This is a genomic window from Lewinellaceae bacterium, from assembly GCA_020636105.1.
Taxonomy (GTDB): Bacteria; Bacteroidota; Bacteroidia; order Chitinophagales; family Saprospiraceae; genus BCD1.
This window is the reverse complement of the sequence record JACJYL010000001.1, coordinates 109,485-128,526: the sequence shown is the minus strand read 5'-3', so window position 1 is coordinate 128,526 and position 19,042 is coordinate 109,485. Positions and strand designations below refer to the sequence as shown.

General features: G+C 44.3%; 9 protein-coding genes. 7 read left to right on the top strand and 2 right to left on the bottom strand.

What is annotated here, in order from left to right; all coding sequences use genetic code 11:
• Positions 1–72 precede the first annotated feature (72 nt).
• Positions 73–645: a hypothetical protein gene (locus H6571_00420; GenBank protein MCB9322179.1), complete on the top strand. Its 573-nt coding sequence runs from the start codon at positions 73–75 to the stop codon at positions 643–645.
• 139 nt (positions 646–784) lie between these two features.
• Here H6571_00420 and H6571_00415 read toward each other — a convergent pair whose 3' ends face one another.
• Positions 785–3,487 (bottom strand): LPS-assembly protein LptD, encoded by a 2,703-nt coding sequence (locus H6571_00415; protein MCB9322178.1) that lies wholly within the window; start codon positions 3,485–3,487, stop codon positions 785–787.
• A gap of 148 nt (positions 3,488–3,635) precedes the next feature.
• Here H6571_00415 and H6571_00410 point away from each other — a divergent pair, with 148 nt between their 5' ends.
• The 6 genes from H6571_00410 (at position 3,636) to H6571_00385 (ending at position 16,360) form a co-directional block, all read left to right on the top strand.
• Positions 3,636–5,240 carry an N-acetylmuramoyl-L-alanine amidase gene (locus tag H6571_00410; protein ID MCB9322177.1) on the top strand — a complete coding sequence of 535 codons (1,605 nt, stop codon included), beginning with the start codon at positions 3,636–3,638 and terminating at the stop codon, positions 5,238–5,240.
• 180 nt (positions 5,241–5,420) lie between these two features.
• Positions 5,421–6,446, top strand: a complete 1,026-nt coding sequence (locus H6571_00405; protein ID MCB9322176.1) for an MCE family protein — start codon at positions 5,421–5,423, stop codon at positions 6,444–6,446.
• Positions 6,447–6,458: 12 nt separating this feature from the next.
• The gene (locus H6571_00400; GenBank protein ID MCB9322175.1) at positions 6,459–7,613 is read left to right on the top strand and encodes a 5-(carboxyamino)imidazole ribonucleotide synthase; all 1,155 of its coding nucleotides are present in this window, start codon (positions 6,459–6,461) and stop codon (positions 7,611–7,613) included.
• Positions 7,614–7,631: 18 nt separating this feature from the next.
• On the top strand, positions 7,632–8,036 hold the full coding sequence (locus tag H6571_00395; GenBank protein ID MCB9322174.1) for a cytochrome c: 405 nt from the start codon (positions 7,632–7,634) through the stop codon (positions 8,034–8,036).
• 182 nt (positions 8,037–8,218) lie between these two features.
• Positions 8,219–12,697 carry a choice-of-anchor L domain-containing protein gene (locus H6571_00390; protein ID MCB9322173.1) on the top strand — a complete coding sequence of 1,493 codons (4,479 nt, stop codon included), beginning with the start codon at positions 8,219–8,221 and terminating at the stop codon, positions 12,695–12,697.
• Between the two features lie 222 nt (positions 12,698–12,919).
• Positions 12,920–16,360, top strand: coding sequence for an OmpA family protein (locus tag H6571_00385; protein ID MCB9322172.1), 3,441 nt, complete (start codon positions 12,920–12,922; stop codon positions 16,358–16,360).
• Positions 16,361–16,488: 128 nt separating this feature from the next.
• On the opposite strand, the gene H6571_00380 is transcribed toward H6571_00385, so the two are convergent.
• Positions 16,489–18,894, bottom strand: a complete 2,406-nt coding sequence (locus H6571_00380) for a TonB-dependent receptor (protein MCB9322171.1) — start codon at positions 18,892–18,894, stop codon at positions 16,489–16,491.
• Positions 18,895–19,042 lie beyond the last annotated feature (148 nt).

The window sequence follows — 19,042 nt, the reverse complement described above, 5'->3', positions numbered from 1 at the left end:
ATAAACGCGAAATTTCTCTGAAAGAGCCGCTTTCATTAGCGGCTCTATTTTAAACAAAAAAAAATTCAAACCATGAAAAATAAATTATTCTTCCTTTTAATATTCGTAAGCACCCTTGGTTTAAAAGCACAAACGGGTACACTTTCCGGAAGCATTACCTCTCCTTTTAGCGATCCGGTCGAGGTTACCACCATTAACTTGTATGACGCCAACGACAACCTCCTTGCGGTTACCTCCGGAGACCATTTCTCTTTCTCAGGGTTGAACCAGGGAGATACCTACCGAATCACCTTCGAAAAAAACGAAGCCCCACTTAACGGCGTCTCCACTTTTGATATGGTTCTGATCGTCAGACATATTCTTGCGATAGATCCCATTACTTCTCCCTATTTATTGTACGCGGCAGATATCAACAGCTCCACTACGGTTACTGTTTTTGACATGGTATTGCTCAGAAGGCTCATTCTGGGGATTGATACAGAGATGATGGTCCCTTCCTGGCAATTTCTGCCGGCAGGCATCAGTACATTTACCGGCAACTATACTTTAAACGAGGTGGAAGTGGAAATGACGGCAAATGAAGTCATCCAGGATATAACAGGATTTAAAATGGGGGACATAAACGGTAGCGCTGTTCCGAATTAAGGCAAAATATTATGGCGTTGCAGGTTGCAGGGTTTTTTAATATGGCCCCTGTATCCTGCAACCTATAATAAACGAGGGATGCAGGTTTTTGAAAAAATACAATTGTCTGTGCCCTGAAATTCCGAATACTTCCCCTTTTTTAAAAAGCATTCTTCGCCCGCTCGGCATCCCGGTAATTTCGTTGATAAGGCAGTTTGAGGAATCCGAAAGTCCCTCCTTTGGCGCGGATGTAAAAGCTGAATGCCTGGCGATCGGGTGTCCAGTTGAAGCCGGCTTCCCAACAGTGAATATCGCGTCTGAAACCGATATCAGGATAAGTCAAACGCTTATTGATAAAATCATAACCGATTTGCCCGATTGTGATTTGCCAGTTTTTTGTTAGCTTAATATTCCCCCTTACGTCCACAGAATTGGTACTGATGATCAGGGTATCCTTATCCTGATAGGTACGCTCCCATCGAGCCCCCATATTATGAGCAATTCTAAAATTGTCAAACAAACTCAGGAAATCGTCTTCCTCTTGTTGTTGTTGTTCATCCCGCCTGTCTTCCACCACTTCAGGATCCTTGCCCTGGAATAATTCCCTTATTTTGGAAACGGTCAATCCAGTGTTCAAGGAGAAAGTTCCTCCCATAAACTGGAGTAATTTTCCTGTTTCTTTATAATACAATTTTTCCACCCTCGTTCTGCTTGTCTGTTCCTCGTTCACTTCATTTAGGTATGGATCCCAGCTGAACCTGAAGGCAAAATTGGTCAACCCTTTAAAAAGCCGGGTGCGACCACTGGCAGAGACCACGCTCCATTGGTATTCCGGTTGGGCAAAATTGTAACTTCCCCCAATATTGATGCTTTCAAATATTTTGATCTTCCTATCGATGGAATCCTTTTTCGAAAAATACTTGGCTTCAAAATTATTCACAAACCCGTAGGTCAGCCTCATTTGTTTTCCGTTATCCGAAGGAGATCCATAAATGCCATTATCAAAAATAGAATAGGGATTATCGTTGTATTTATCGGGAGTGGAGAAATCTCTTTCCTGCCTGAACCAATGGGCATTGGAAGAATAATCAGGTGAATAACTAATACCAATACTCGGTTTAATCACATGGCGGAAGCCTTTTAACCGTCCTCTTTTAAATCGAATGGTACCGAAAATCTGGGTATTGACCGATGCCGATATGTCAAGGGTTCGGAAGGATTCAAATCCGGTAACCAGGGTATCCTTGGCAAATCCGTAAGACAAGGTATCCCTGGTGATTACACCTGTGCCGCTGGTATCCACCTTTACATTCAACTGCTCAATTTGATCTTTATTCAATGATTTCCAGTACCACACTTCCTGATATTGTACGCTGGGATTGAAATTGAAATATTTCAGTAACTTAAATGAAGTTCCCGACGTAATATTTTGCTTCATCCCATACCTGGCGTCATCAAGGGTTTGTTTGGTAAAAAAAGTGGAATCCACCCCGGTAAAAGTACTTTTGGCTTCGGAGGTGTATTTAAGGGTAATATCCTCATACCATTTAGCCTGGCCTGAACGCTGTTTCTTCCGGAATGGATAAAGCGTCTGCGTCTGGAAATTCAGCTTTGGAAAGTTTACAGTAATTTTTTTGCTGGAAGTATTCTGACTGTGGCTGAAGGAGGCGCTGAAATTAAAAGGTTTATCCCGCCAGTTTTTGGTAAAATTCAGGTTGGAGCTCAATGAATTATTCAATACATCATTGGCACGGTTACTGACGGTACTTTGGTAGCCATTGATCTGGAAGTTTACAGATCCCCCGAAATTCATTGTAGGATGTGCTGCCCGGTCCTGGTTGTGGGTCCAGCGAATGGAAAACGACTTGGAGCTGGAAATGGATCCGTCGCTCTCCTCCTCTACCCTTCTGTTGTCGAAGCCCAGGTTAAAACTCCCGCCGTATTTGTATTTCTTCTTGTACTGGGAGGCTGCCGACAGGCCCCAGGTTCCGGTAAAAAAGTAAACATTACTGCGAAGCGACAAGTTAAAATGCTCACCCAGGGGAAAAAACCAGCCGAGTCCTTTAAGGCCCATGCCCTGATCAGCGGAAAAATCAAATTCAGGAAATAAGAGCCCCGTACCTCTTGGCTGAGTGACTGGGAAAAAGCCAAAAGGCAACCACAAAGGAGTCGGCACCCCCATTACTTCAAGATTGAGCGGACCCGAAACCACCATCTTATTGGCAATAATCTTTTGTTTTTTACTATGTACCCCGAAGTGAGGTTCCTCGGCAGTACAGGTGGTAAAAATAGCATCTTCAGAATAAATGATGTCCTGCTTTTCTTCGGTGCTGTCTTTTGGAGGATTGCTGATAAACTTAGACCGGGCAGCGTGGATAATCACCTCCTGCTGCTGGGTAGTAATGTCGTAAACGATCCCTTTTTCGGTTTTGAAATTGTATTTCATACTTTTGGCCTGGAATTCCTGGGTGGCGTCTTTAAACACCGGAAAGCTGGCCATCCTTCCGGTACTGTCCGGGAGCCCGTCAGCCGTCACAATACTGGTATTCCAATCCAGCACAATGTGCCCGGCTTTGAGATTAATGGTTTTATAATCAACCGTTGCCTCTCCGTAAAGATGAATCTTTTGATTAATAATATCGGTTATCATGGAATCCCTGGCGGAAGAGATCACTTCGGCGTCGAGAGAATCTGAAGAAATAGTATACTGAAGCCTTGGAGTAGCAGGCAGAGAAACAGGGGTTGGGGAAATAGAATCCACCGAGATAGAATCCAATGGCAGGACAAGAGAATCCTGGGATTCTTCCAGATCATTTTTTACAATAAAGGAAGAATCTGCCAAAGGGCTAATCTGTGCTGACAATATTTTTGTTAACCCACAGAAAATAAAAATAATATATAGTAGTTTTGTTTTCAAAGAGAGAATTATCTTATTTTGCAAATTGTTAGCCGGGCAATTAAACTTTTTGGCGAATAAATTACTCTGGTTTAAAGGTCTCAAAAAACATATTATGTTCAAAACTGCATTCCTGATTCAAACGGTTCTTTTGTCTTTTTTGGCAGCCCCTGCTGTCGATTTTAACGTTTCTTTATCGTTTCCTTCACATTTACTTCAAAACAGTTCCCCTAAAATCAAAAACGATTCTCCGATTATTACATTGTCAGGGCACAAAGCTAATGATTTGACCCTAAATAACCTACCCTTAGAGACCAACAGCCTTTCTTTGGAAAAAATCAATCCACTTCCAGGCATCAAAATTTCTTCCTCCGGAATAAAAACTGTAGTGATAGATCCCGGTCATGGCGGGCACGATCCGGGTTGCCTGGGTAAAAAATCCCATGAAAAAACTATTGCACTTTCTATCGCCAAGAAACTTGCCGACGCTATCAAAAAAGATTATCCGCAGGTTAAAGTCATTCTCACAAGAGATTCTGATGTTTTCATCCCCTTGCACAAAAGAGCGGCAATCGCCAACAGGAACAATGCTGACCTCTTCATTTCGATCCATTGCAATTCCATGCCCCCTGGAAATGGTAAAACCAATGGAACAGAAACTTATGTCATGGGGCTCCATACCGCCCAACACAACCTTGATGTGGCCAAGCGAGAGAATGCGGCCATACTGCTTGAAGCGGATTACGAAAAAAATTATGACTACGATCCTAATTCTCCGGAAGGACATATATTGCTAAGCATGTTCCAAAATGCCTTCCTGGAACAAAGTATCCAGTTTGCCACAAAAGTGGAACAACAGTTTTCGGTAGTCACCAATCGGAACAGTCGCGGGGTCAAGCAAGCTGGATTTGTTGTCTTGAAGGAAACTACCATGCCCAGTGTGCTGATCGAAACAGGCTTCCTGAGCAATACCAGGGAAGAAAATTACCTTTATACAGATCAAGGGCAGGACCAGGTGGCAGAAGCCATCCTTAAAGCCTTTTCCGATTATAAAAAGGAGATAGAATCCTCTGTTGAAAATGGGTTGCCCTATGAAGTGGTTGAAGTAAAAACGCCAACGGTGGAAGTTTCTGCGCCCCAGATGGATAAAAGTGGAATTCAGACCAATAAAACCGGAAATGAAGTGTATTACACCATAAATGCATCGCCAAGTTACGAATACAATCCACCAGCTCGTCAGGAAAAATCTGCTGCGGATCAGGGCACTTCAAAAGAACTTAACGCTCAAGAAATTTTCAGGAACCAGGAACCCGAAACCAGTTACGCAACCTATCCCGGGCTTGATTACAACGCCCGCAGACCTTCGGCTTACACTGTACCGGAAACCTACTCAAAGAGAGATTCACGGGAAGCAGTGACGGCCAAATCGGGCATTGCCCCAAAAGAGGGAGTTATTGATTTCAGAGTACAATTGGCAGCTTCACCCTACCCATTAAACACCAGTTCCTCCCCTTGGCAAAACACCGGTTACCTCATCGAAATAATCCAGGAAAATAATTTATATAAATACCAGGCACGCAACTTCTCCACCTATACTCAGGCTCTCGAAGCCAAAATGGATCTCAGGAGCAAAGGTTTTTCGGATGCTTTCATGGTGGCTTACCAAAAAGGAAGCCGTATTACTATTGATGAGGCAAAAAAACAATTAGGCATCCAATAAGCGCTAATTTTTTTAATGTCATCGAAAAAACAAATCCTAAAAACACCCAAAAACAGGGGGTTGATCCTCAATCTATGGAATTATTTATAAAAAGAACCAACACTGTTCCAGTTAAACGCGCTGTTTCCTTTTAGAATATTTATCTTTGCTCGTCTTTTAAAAAAATGAACCAAAATAAGCATGGCAAAAGAAGTAAAAATCGGCATTCTCGCAATCGTTGCGATTGCGCTTTCATTCTGGGGATATAAATTCATCCTTGGATCAAATGTCCTAAAACAATCCAATTCGTATTTTGTGTTATATGAAGATGTGGAAGGTCTCCAAATCGGCACGCATGTGCGCATCAGTGGTATTCAGAAAGGGGTGGTCTCCGGCATAGAGCTGCTCCCCGACGACAGGGAGCACGTATTGGTAACCCTGGATATGGAAAAAGGAATCCGGGTACCTAAAAACACCAAAGCAGTCATTGTCGCTACCAGCATGATGGGGGCAAAAGCCATTATCATGGAATACGGTGCACCCTGTTCAGGGGATGATTGTGCAGAACCGGGGAGTTACCTGGCCGGCCAGACTAAAAACCTACTGGCCTCCATGGCAAGTCCTCAGGTCGTGGAAGAATACATGGATATCATCAAAACAGAAATGAAATCCCTGGTGGATTCTCTGAATAAGGCCTTGTTTACCGACAGCGACAGCGGCCTTGCGGAAATGATGAATGATCTAAAACAAACCATGGCCAACCTGAATTCAGGCACGAGCCAGCTCGATAATTTAATGAGAAGGTCTTCAGGGGACATTAGCCAGTCCCTTGCTAATATTGAATCCCTGACCAAAGAACTGGACAGTAAAAAAGGAAGTATCGGAAATATCGTCGACAATGCAGACAAACTCACCAAGCAGCTGGCCGATGGTGACATTGAAAACACACTCAAGGAAGTTAAAGCCGCCATTACGAGCCTGAAAGCTACCCTTACCTCTGCCGACAACACCCTCGGTGGATTGTCTCAGATGATGGAATCAGCCAACAAAGGCGAGGGCTCTTTAGGAAAGCTGCTCAAGGATGATGCACTTTACAACAACCTCAACAGCATGAGCAGGCAAATCGACTCTTTGGTCACCGACTTCCAAAATAAACCTTATCGTTACATGCCGCTAAAAAGCAAAAAGAAAGTAGATAAGTACGATAAGCAGGACGCTTCAAATTAAGTAGCAGCATTCATGGAAAAAAAATCAATAACCAACACAAGGGTTGGCATTATTGGCGGGGGACAATTAGGTAAAATGCTCGCATTGGATGCAGGTCCCATGCATATTCCGATTTATGCTTTGGATAAAAGCGCCAATTTTCCAGCAGGCCCTTATGTACATGGGTTTACGGAGGGAGACTTCAACAACTATGACGATGTGTACCAGTTCGGCAAGGACAAAGATGTCGTCACCATTGAAATCGAACATGTCAATACAGAGGCGCTCATTCGTTTACAACAGGAAGGGGTGCAAGTTCATCCCGATCCGACGAGTCTCAATATCATAAAAGACAAAGGGCTCCAGAAGCAATTTTACCACGACAATGGATTCCCAACCTCTTCCTTCAGGCTTTATCCCTCCGCTGAGGCCATCAAAGATGCGGTTCAGGAAGGAGACATAAGCCTCCCGTTTGTTCAAAAACTGTGTCGGGAAGGTTATGATGGCAAAGGAGTTAAGGTGGTTTCCTCCCTTTCCGACCTGCCGGAATTGTTACAAGGAGAAAGCCTGGTGGAAGATCTTGTCGACATCGACAAAGAACTTGCCATCATTGTAGCCCGGAACGAATCCGGAGAAACAAAAGCCTTCACTGCCGTTGAAATGACCTTCAACCCACAGGCTAACCTTGTGGAATACCTGCTTTGCCCGGCCAGGATTGATCCATCCATTGAAGAAGCTGCCGAAAAAATGGCCGCGTCTCTCATCAATGCTTTTAATATTTGCGGATTGCTGGCGATTGAATTTTTCCTCACCAAAAAAGGAGAATTATTGATCAACGAAGTGGCTCCACGCCCCCACAACAGCGGGCATCATACCATCGATAGTTGTTATACTTCACAGTTCGAGCAGCATTTGCGGGGCATTTTAGGTCTACCTTTGGGAAGCACAAAAATTAAATCGCCAGCCGTAATGCTAAACCTACTGGGAAAGGATCATTTTTCAGGGCCGGCCATTTATGACGGTTTGGAAAAATGCCTGGCTATGGAAGGAGTAAACCTCCACCTTTACGGCAAAGCAATGACCAAACCGTTTCGAAAAATGGGGCATGCCACTATTTTGGACGACAATTTGGAAACCGCTTTGGAAAAGGCCGAAGCCGTCAAAAAAACACTTCAGATCATTGCCTGAACCAAAATTTGTTTTACCATGCAACTGAAATTAATTCAACTGGCTTTTTTCACCGCTATCTCACTTTTGATCAACAGCTGTGAAGGAAATACTTTCAAGCAAGGTGAAATGCTTTATAAAAATCATTGTTCCGGTTGCCATATGGAGCATGGTCAAGGGCTTCAGTCACTGATCCCCCCGCTGGCAGGTTTTAACTATCTTGCAGAAAATAGAGCGGGGATTGCCTGTATCATTACCAATGGGCTAAAAGATACTCTCCGGTATGGTGACAAGGTATATAGTGAAGCAATGCTGCCCATTCCTAATTTGACCGATGCCGAATTAACCAATATCATCAATTTCATTAACCAGGCCTGGGGCAATGATTTTGGATATGTGAAAATCAAGGACGTTCAAGAGGCCCTTCGAAAATGTAAGTCTTAATATATACGCCCCTTTTAATAACCTCCTGAAAAGCCAATTCTTCCAAGCAAAAGGACGCAATTAGAATAAAAGTTATCTACAAGTATAAATTTGGCAATTTTACGACATCAAATTTTTGATTCTCCTGCGTAATAACAAAAAAGAAACTTATTTTTAGCACGAAAAAATTAATTACACGAAATATGAAGCGTTTATACTTTTTATTTTTCCTGCTCTATTCCGCAATCCTTGCCACGGCTCAGCCTGTCAACGATAATTGTGATGGAATTATTGATCTCGGGGTACCTCCTACCTGCCCCAACGATATGATCTATAATAATGTGAATGCCACGGCCAGTAATATTGGTTTCGGAAATATCCCTAACTGTTTTAATGGCGGCACCGTCCAAAACGACGTCTGGTTTATGTTCACCACGAGTGATACCATTTTTGATTATACCATTTACCTGGAAGGAGCTACCGACAATGGCAACTCCATTCTCAATCCGCAGATAGCTCTCTATCGTGGCGATTGTACCTTTGATGGTCTGTCAGAAATAGCCTGTATTTCTGCCGGTTTGAATGAAACCTACCTCGAACTGGATGTACTCGGACTAACCCCCAATATCCAGTATTTCATCCGGATCAATGATTATTCAGCTTCGGCCACACCCAACTGGGGGGATTTCCGCCTCTGCGTTGATGAACTGGAGCCGGTGAATACCATTGACGAAGGAGGATCAACGCTTTGTTCGGGTGAACTATTCGATTCCGGAGGCCCCGACGGGGATTACGGCAACAATGAAAATTATACTTTTACCATATGTCCTGATCAGCCGAATTCATGTATATTATTTACGCTTGATTACTACAATATTGAAGTTTCAGATTTCGGGGTTACCGACCAGCTCATTTTTTATGATAGCGACGAAGCGGATCCGGGTGCAGTAATCGCCAACCTGGCTGGTGATGGTTTCGATGGCGGCGGCGGCGGTGTTTGTTATATGGTTCAAGCCTCCAGTGGCTGTATGACCGTTCAATTCATCTCGGATGGCAGTAACGCTTTTGAAGGTTGGGGAGGATCCTGGCAATGTTCCAACCAGCCTTGTGAAGCAGTCAACCCGATCACCGTGGAAAGCGGTATCACAGAAGAACAAATACTCGACTTTATTACGACGCCACAAACCACTGTGACCATTACAGATGTGAATTGTGCTCAGGGGGCTTATGGTATTTTTGAAACGGGTGACAACTCAAACCTTGGCCTGGACAGAGGACTCCTGCTCACCAGCGGAGATCTTAACTGGGCAGTAGGCCCTAATGATGATGGCGGTGGAGGAAACTTCAACAGCAACAACGGATTCCCTGGGGATGCCGATCTCGACTACCTTTCCATTACTTTCGGGGACGGAGATTTGTCCAACAACGCCTGTATCATCGAAATGGATGTTTTTGTGGCGACGGACGAACTCGTTTTTGAATACGTCTTTGGCTCGGAAGAATACCCCGAATTCGTCAACCAGTTTAATGATATCTTCGCCTTCCTGATCTCAGGACCAGGTATCGCGGGAGATCCTAACATAAATAACCAGCAAAATATTGCTGTGCTGCCTGATGGCAACAATACATTCGTTGAGATCAACAGTGTAAACAACCTGGTCAACTGGCAATACTACCGCGACAATACCGGTGGGCAAAGTGTCCAGTATGATGGGTTGACTTCTGATTACCTTGGTGTTAAAAAGAGCCTTACTGCTCGTTCCGAAGTAATTCCTTGCAATACTTACCACCTGAAGCTGGCTATTGCCGACAGGGGGGATACCGCATGGGATTCAGGGGTGTTTATCTCTGAATTAAAGGGAGGGGCGCCCAATATGGCGATAAACTTCAATTCGGGTATTGATTACCTCATTGAAGATTGTACCAACCAACCGGATGACCTGGTCATCACACTGAGTTCTCCCCAGGCAGATACCGTTTCATACAATGTAGTTATTGGAGGACTGGGAACCGCTGAACTGGGTGTTGATTATTTACTTGACATCCCGGAAACGATCGTTTTCCCTCCGGGGGTAACTGAATTATCCTTCCCAATCACTGTGCTTTCTGACCTTGAGGTAGAACCTATTGAAATCATTCAAATATCACTGACCAGTGATTTTGGCTGTGGTTTGATCGAATTGACCAGTGTTGCCGTTGAATTACACGACGCACTTTCTGTAAATATTATCCCGGGACAGGATACCACTTTTGTTTGCCAGGGCAGTAATGCTTCCCTGGGCGTAACAGGTGCGGCAACCTATTTCTGGACTCCGGTAGCTGTTTTTAGTGATGCGCAGTCTGAAAACCCTACGGTCACTCCTACTCAAAGCATGTGGGTAAATGTGGTAGGTAATGTGGGGATATGTTCTGCAGAGGATTCAATCTATCTCCAGATTATTGATCCTGAAATCCAAATCAACGCCCTGGATCCTGTGGCTATTTGTCAGGGAGATAACGTTACTCTTGAAGTTGCTGATAACGTAAACCATACCGGGCTATTCTGGACTCCGACCAACAATATTGATGACCCCAACGGATCTCTTGTAACGGTTGATCCTTTGGTTCCTACAAATTATATTGCTACCGTAAATCTCTATGGCTGTGCTGTCAGTGATACGGTATCTATCAGCGTATCTCCGTTCACGTTCCCTGTGATGGCCGAGGATACCACTATATGTGAAAATTACAGTGTACAACTGGCCTACCTAGACCAACTGGGAACCACTACTTATTCGTGGACACCGGCCGAAGCGATTGATGATCCGTTGAGTCCGACACCTATTGGCACCCCGGATATCACCACTACTTATCAGCTTATTGCCATAAGCGCCAACGAAGCGTGCCGGGATACCGCGCAGGTGACGGTAACCGTTTTACCGGCAGACATAGCCATTACCAATCCGGATACCACTTTCCTCTGTCTGGGAGAAACCATCGACATCAATGCCATCACCAGTCTGGGCACGCCAGACAATGTTGTCTGGACTTCCAGTGATAACAGTGTTTCAGTCAGTGATGTGCTGTCCGTTACCGTTACCCCTCAATTGACGACTGCTTATTTCACGGCCTACCAGGTAGGGGCATGTATGGTATTTGACTCCGTATTGGTTCGGGTGGATTCTCTCCCGAATTCAACCCTCATTGCCATCCCTGAAAAGGATCCTTACTGCCCCGGTGAAATTGTAACGCTTATTTCCCCGACTTATGAACCGTCGGATTTTCCGGATATTCAATTGGAATGGTTAAATGGTCTTGGCTACCAGACACCTGATTCATTGTGGAATATGGTATTTATTACACAGGATAGCTTCCTGTACCAGAGAGTGACCCATAATAATGCCTGTCTGGACACAGCTTCCATTCTCATCAATGTCCAGCAACCGCCAAATATGAGCATTACGCCTGAGAACCCAACCATCTGCGCAGGAGATCAGTTGCAACTGATGCTTTCCTATGATGGAGAGGGCGGGATTGAATGGAGTCCGGAAGTCTGCAATGGCTGTCTGGATCCGGTGGTGAGCCCGACCGGTGTGACGACTTATACGGCAACCAGCGATGACGCTTGTCCTTCCTCCACTTCCGTAACCGTCAATGTCACTCAATTACCTATCATTTCGGTAATCGACGACCTGACGATTTGTGAGTCGGATAACACGCCTATTCAATTATACAACGGAAACGTTCAAGCAGGTGTCGGTTACAATTGGACCTCCCCTGATGATCCGAATGTCAACGTTTCCGATGCCATGTATGAGGTGAATCCCAATATGACGACAACCTATGATCTTGCGGCAGACAATGAATGTGGTACGGTTGAAGAAAGTGTGACGCTCACCGTGGTGGAAGAACCTACGCTCACTCTGAATGATATCCAGATCTGTCTGGGAGACGAGGCCGTACTTGAGGCTGTTTCTGATCTGCCTGGTGGAATTCCTGAAATTTTCGAGTGGAGTTACAACGGGGTAACCCAGACCGGCAACCCGCTTGTGATCCCGGACCTGGCCGCCACTACGGAGGTAACCCTAAGCTATTCCTATGGAGATGATTGTGGAACCCTTACGGAAACGGCGACCATCAGTGTTGTAGGGAACAATTTCAGCGTTTCTTTAACTGCTGAGCCTGATACAGTTTACATCGGAGGGGCCACATTGTTAACCGCCAATATCGAATCAGATCCTCCACTGGCTGCCGGTGCTGCCTATGAATGGTTCATGAATGGCCAGTCGTTAGGTACTTCAACAGTACCGACCTTCACAGCCACCAATATTCCCGGCGACGATAATGCTGAAATTTATCAAACCTTCAGCGTGACAGTTACTTCAGTGGACGGTTGTGAGAGAATGGACGAAACAGATGTACTTGTCTTGTTCTCAGCACTTCGAATCCCCAATGTATTCACCCCCAATGGGGATGATTACAATGATGTCTTCAAGATTTATCATACAGATGGTGTACAGGTAAAATCTGTACGCGTTTATAACCGTTGGGGACAAATGGTTTTCGAAACCACCACTGACGAAGCATGGGATGGAACTTATAAGGGCGAACCAGCTCAGTCAGATGTTTACATCTATACGACCATTTACGTTTTAAATGGCGATGAACTGGAAGAATCCGGAGAAATAACCTTGCTTCGCTAATCAAAGCTGAATACCATAAAAAAGGGGCGGAAATCATTTTCTGTCCCTTTTTTTATGGTACAAAAATATTATCTGAACGAGAGAAAATATTTTCGACGGTTATAAAATCAACCTCAATAACCAGGAAAACGCTAATCCTGCTCCAGGACAAAACAAGCTGAAGCTTTTGGCAGAACAATTTCTTACCCTTTTTTTCGTATTATTGTAAAAAATCCAATCACAATGCATGCTGTCACAGCCAAAAAACTATCCCTTTTCCTTATCCTTTTTTGCATGGGGTCCTTTTTGTTTTCTCAAGCCACAAAGGGAATCAAACAGATAGAAAAAGGTCAACTCGATGAAGCTTACGCCACCCTAATGCAAGGGCTTACAGATGAAGAATATATTTCCCTGGCACAGTTCGGAATGGGCAAAATCCATGCTACCGGAGGCTTTTCGAATTATAACCTGGACACTGCTTATCACTATACGATACTGGCCGAACAATCCTATCGGAAAATGAACTCCAGGCTTAAAAACAAGCTGAGTAAGGATTTTAATACCAGTTTGATCAAAAAGCAAAAAAAGGATATTGCCATTGCTGCATTCAGCGCTTCAGAAGAAGAAAACACCCTTGAATCCTGGGATCATTTTCTAAATTCTTATCCCAAACCGGGTTTCAAATACGAAAAAGAGGCTGTCCTGGCCCGCAATAAAATGGCCTTTAACCATACTGAAAAGACAGGCACCTGGCAGGCTTATGCCGAATTACTGGAAAAATATGGTTCAAGTCTTTCCAATCGGTCACCGGAGTTGTACAAAAAAGCACAAACCAGCCTCTTCAATCTTTATATCGAGGCGAATTCATGGGACAGATTTGAAACATTTGCGGAGGCTTTTCCCCAGAATTATTTTATTAAAAACGGAGTGCTTAACGCGCTGGACAGCCTTTCACGATCCAACAACATAAGTTCTCTGGATGATTTCATATTACAATACCGCGATACCCCTTTTGCAGCAAGAGGAGTGGACAGTCTTGCAGCAAAACTTCCGCGTTACGGAACGTATGAAGAAAACAAGCGCTTTGTCGAAAATTACCCCACTCATCCTGCAAATCAAAAAGTATGGGAAGCGCTTTATCTCAAATATCAAAAAACCAAACCCTCCCTTAGCGACCTGGAGCAATTTGAAAGAATGTATCCGGATTTCCCATTAAAACCGAGGCTTGAAGCCGACAAAAACCGGATAAAAGACGATATGTACCAAAGGGTGATCGAAGACGGCACCATTACAGGAAATAAAAACTTCATCGACCAGTTCCCTGATTATGAAAAGATAGATTCCGTCTGGCTGAATTATTATCAATTGTACAAAACAGGTTATCCGGGCATCGATTACCTGGAACGCTTTGGAAGCCTCAATCCTGAATTTCCCTTTCAGGATTTGTTGCAGACCGATAAAAGTAAAGCCGTTGACCTCATGGCTGAAAAAATATTAAAAACGGAAGACGTTGCCCTACACAAAGCCTTTGCCGACAATTACCCAGACCATGACAGTGCCAAGCCGGTACTGAAAGCATATTATGCTCTGTATAAAAAGGAGGCCAAAAACTGGGAGGCGCTTGAAAGTTTCAAAAAGAAATACCCCGGCTACCCAAACGTTGCCGAAATCGATAAAGACATCGCTTATTTCAAACACAACGAAGAAAAGATGGCTTTAGAGGCTATTGCTTCATCGGATAATCCGAAAGATTTTTTTGATTACCTGGATAAATTTCCGGAGTCTAAAAACACCCCCGAGATAACAGGTATGCTGGTCAAGGCGTTGTTGAAATCAAACGACAAAAATGCCATGGAAAATTATGCCCGAAGGTTTCCCAACGGAAAAAACAGGGAAGTCATTTTGAAAAACCTGTACCAGACTATTGCTTCCGAGGGCACCAAAACTGACCTTATGGAATTTATGGATAAGTACCCTGGCATCATCACAGAAGCCCGGCTGGAAGAAGATCTCCAAAATGTAAAAATAAAAGATTTTGAACTGGGCCTTTTCGATCCTTCGAAAAAAACGATGTACAGAACCTACATCAAACAAAATGCTCCGGAGGATAAAGCCTACAACGCCATGCGAAGCTTGATCAAACCCTTACTGACTGTAGAGGATTTTGATACTGCGGCCAAAGAAATGGAAGAGCTTAAAGCTTACTTCGGTGAGAAAAATGATAAATTTAATAAACTCTACACCATTCTCACCACGGAAGGGCAGATCGTACATTCGAGCAGTATCGGGGCAAACATTAATACGAAAAAGGCCATGGAATACGCTCCTATTATCAGTGCTGACGACAAAACACTATTAATCTGCAGAAACGAATCCAACGGCCTCAGGAACAATGAAAATATCCATATTTCCAAAAAGGAAAAAGGTATCTGGCAGGAAGCGGTGCCCATTCCCGAATTAAGTACTTTTAAAAACGAGGCTCCGGAAGCTTTATCTGCTGACGGAAACAGCATGATCTTATTCGTCGAAGGTAAAATATGCACCAGTGAAAAACAAAAAAACGGATGGTCCACCCCCAAACCTTTATCTGATGCCATCAACAAAAATTCCTGGCAGGCGGATGCCCGTATCACAGCCGATGGCAATGCTATTTTATTCGCATCGGGATCAAGCGTGTATGCTGATGATATCGACATTTATGTTTCCGTAAAAGATAAGGACGGCAACTGGACACAGGCCCATACTCTGGGCACCGTAATCAATACCAACAAAGCCGACCGTGCTCCTTATCTTCACCCTGATCTAAAAACGCTTTATTTTTGCTCCAAAGGCCATGTCGGTATCGGCGAATTTGATGTTTTTGTCTCCAAAAGACTCGATGATGGCTGGACCAACTGGAGCGAACCTGTAAATCTAGGTAAAGGCATCAATACGGTCAACAACGAGTGGGAATTCAAAGTGACTACCGACGGATCACAGGCTTATTTTTCAAAAGAGGAAACCGGCGGCGATATTGATATTTACATCGCAGACCTTCCCAAAGCTTACCAACCCGATAAGGTAGCCACCATTAGCGGGAGCCTCAAAGGAATCAATGGCGAGCCCATTAGCGCCGAAATACAATGGCAGGACCTCGAAACAGGGGAGATCGTGCAGATAACCCGCAGCGACCCTGCTACCGGCGACTTTTTTGCCACCCTGCCGGAAATTGGAAAATTCGGGTATTCCATCAAACACCCGAATTTCTTTCCCTTGTCAGGAAATGTAGATCTTACCGAAGGGGTGAAAAATTTCAAGCTGGAAGAAGACATGGTGCTGACTACCGTAAAAGAAATGAAAGAAAATCGCGTCAAGCTGAAACTCAACAACCTCTTTTTCGAAACCGCTAAATACGAGATCAAACCTACCTCCTACCCCGAGCTCGACCGCCTCGTAAACTGGATGAAGGAATATGCTTTGAGCATAGAAATTCTCGGACATACCGATAATGTGGGAGAAGAGACTGATAATCAATTGCTTTCCGAAAACAGGGCCAAAGCCGTCAAAGCCTACCTCATTGAAAAAGGTTGTGCCCCGGAAAACATTACAGCCATTGGATTTGGTGAAAAAGAACCGGTGGATAACAATGAAACGACCAAGGGCAGAGCCCAAAACAGGCGAGTAGAAATCAGGATAAGAGAGTGAAAAATGTAACAGAATAAATGTAAAAGGGTTCCCCAAAAGCCGGGGAGGGTTTAAGGACGATCTGTTCAAAAAAAGATCAATCCTTAAACCTCCCCTGACTCCCTTAACGAAATATGCCCTCCCAAATCTTAAAAATTAGCTCTGAACGAAAGGATAAAATTTCTCCCTGGTGCAGAAATTCCTGAACTATAAGGGCGATATCTTTGATCCGTTATATTTTCGATTCCGGCACTCACGCTTAGATTTTCCATGAATTGGTACATACTTTTAAAGTTGAGCGTACACCAGGAGGGTGCATAAGGATTTCCGTTGGTATCCGCTGCATAAATTTCCGGTTTCCCCTGCTCTTCAAAAGCCATGTCTTCAAATTTTCGCTCTCCCTGGTAAACAGCGTAAAACTGAAGGTTAAGTTTACTCGCTGTATAAGTAAGCCTGGACATACCATACCATGGAGCAGCATGTCGGGAAGGACTGGTGGTTCCGTCATCGAGTTCCTCCTCCCCTTTCTGGAAGTTAAAATCAGAAGAAATTCCAAAACCCATTGGCAGTTTTATCTCAATGCCTGCCTGGATTCCATACACATGGGCTACCGCCGCATTTTGGATGGCCTGGACCTTACTCAAAGTACCGTCGTACAAAATACTATCCTGTCCGTTTAAAATAAAGTCCCTTCTTACCAATGCATTTTGCAATAAGGTGTAATAACCCGTCAAATCTATCTTGACGGTTTTTCCGAACACTTTTGCCACGCTCAGGTCGACATTGTAGGCAAATTCAGGCTGTAGCTCGGGATTGGGAACAACCACCGCTCCTGGTTCAGAATCAAACACTTTTCCCACATCATCGACATTCGGGGCACGGAACCCCCTGGCCAGGTTTGAGCTGATCACCCAGGTATCCGAGGGCCTGTAAACAAATCCCAGGCTTCCAGAGACAGATCCACTGTTGAGGACTGCCGTAGAAAAGGGAAACGGATAAAATTCAGTGTCAAATACCGCATCCAGGACAAACTGGTTATATCGCATTCCTGCCTGAAGGATGAATTCATCAGATAATTTAAACTGGCTGTTGATATAAGCGGCCATGGACTCCCACTTTGACTGGGGATAACGGGAAGGGCCGGGTTCGCTTTTCATGGTGGAAATATCCTCGTCTATGCCTGTGGAGTTTACATCGTTGAGGACGTATTCAACACCATAGAACAACTTGTTTTTATTTCCAAGTGCTTTAAAAAAATCAATATTTACGGAATAAGCCTGAACCTGCTCTTTACGAATAGACCTGGCGTTCTTGTTGAGCGACCTATCGATGCGACTTTCTTCAAAGAACTGCTGTGCCAGGCGAATATTCATTTCATCATAAACGCTGTTTTGCCCCAGGTGATCAATACTAAAATGGTTCATCATCCATTTTTGTGGCCCGTATTTCCATTCGGCATAACGGGGCAAACCCTCTTTCAATCTCAGATGCCGATCATAACGGCCATAATCAGAGGTCTCGGAATAATGAAATCCGTATTGAAAATCCCATTCATCATTAGGCTTGAAGCGCACCTTTTGCATCATATTGATCTGCGAATATGCCGATGGATTTTGCACCCGGGGATCTTCATTTTCGATCACTACATCCATATTGTCCAGACGTTGTACATAATAAGGCTTAAGGTAATCCTCAGGGCCCTTGCTCCCCATGCGCAGATGATCGTAATCATTGGCGCTGAGGCTGGTGACAAAAGCCCATTTTCCCCACCCCACATTGACATTAAAATGGGCGGTTTTTTCCTCATTTGCCGAAGCATACCGACTGACGGCCTTCCCGGTGATCAACGGTTTTTCTGTAATGGAAAATTGAGGGGTCAGCGTTTGAAAACTCATGACACCGCCAATAGCATCACTCCCGTAAATAACCGATCCCGGTCCAAAAAAAACCTCCGTTTGTTGGATGGAGAAGGGATCTAGAGAAATCACGTTCTGGATATTGCCCCCACGGAAAATGGCTGTGTTCATGCGAACGCCATCTATGGTATACAGCAACCTGTTTGTCGCAAAGCCCCTGATCATGGGGCTACCTCCCCCCTGCTGGCTTTTCTGGATGTACACTTTCCCGGAAATATTTAAAAGATCTGCTGCCGTTTGAACATTTTGAAGGGCTACCTCCCTGGCCGAAACGGTAATCACCTTTGAAGGTAAATCACGGGAGCTTTGACGCCAGCGGGAAGCAGATACGACGATTTCATCCATATCCAAAAAGGAAGGTTCCAGCAACAACTCAAAAGAAGAAGCCTCCAATCCGGCATAACTTTCCGTGACGGTGCGGTAACCAAGCAGGCGAATCTGTATTTGCCCGGCATCTTTGAAAGCTGAAAGGTCTGCCCGCCCCCGTGCATTTGTGGTAGTAAAGACACTGGGATTATCGCTGGACAGGCTCACCAGTTCGAGTGGCTCTTCAGTATCTTTATCTTTAATGGTGATGGTTTGGGAAAGGGCAACCCCTGAAATTCCAAGCCATAACCCTAAAATGTATATATATTTCATTAGTCATTTTTAATTAAATGAATCCCCGAACGAATGTTGATCGCGCGGATAAATTCCCCTGATTCAGAATACACCACCGCAAGCATTGATTGATCCATATGATAATCAAATGAAACGAGCCATGGTTACTGTCGGGAATGCACAGTTT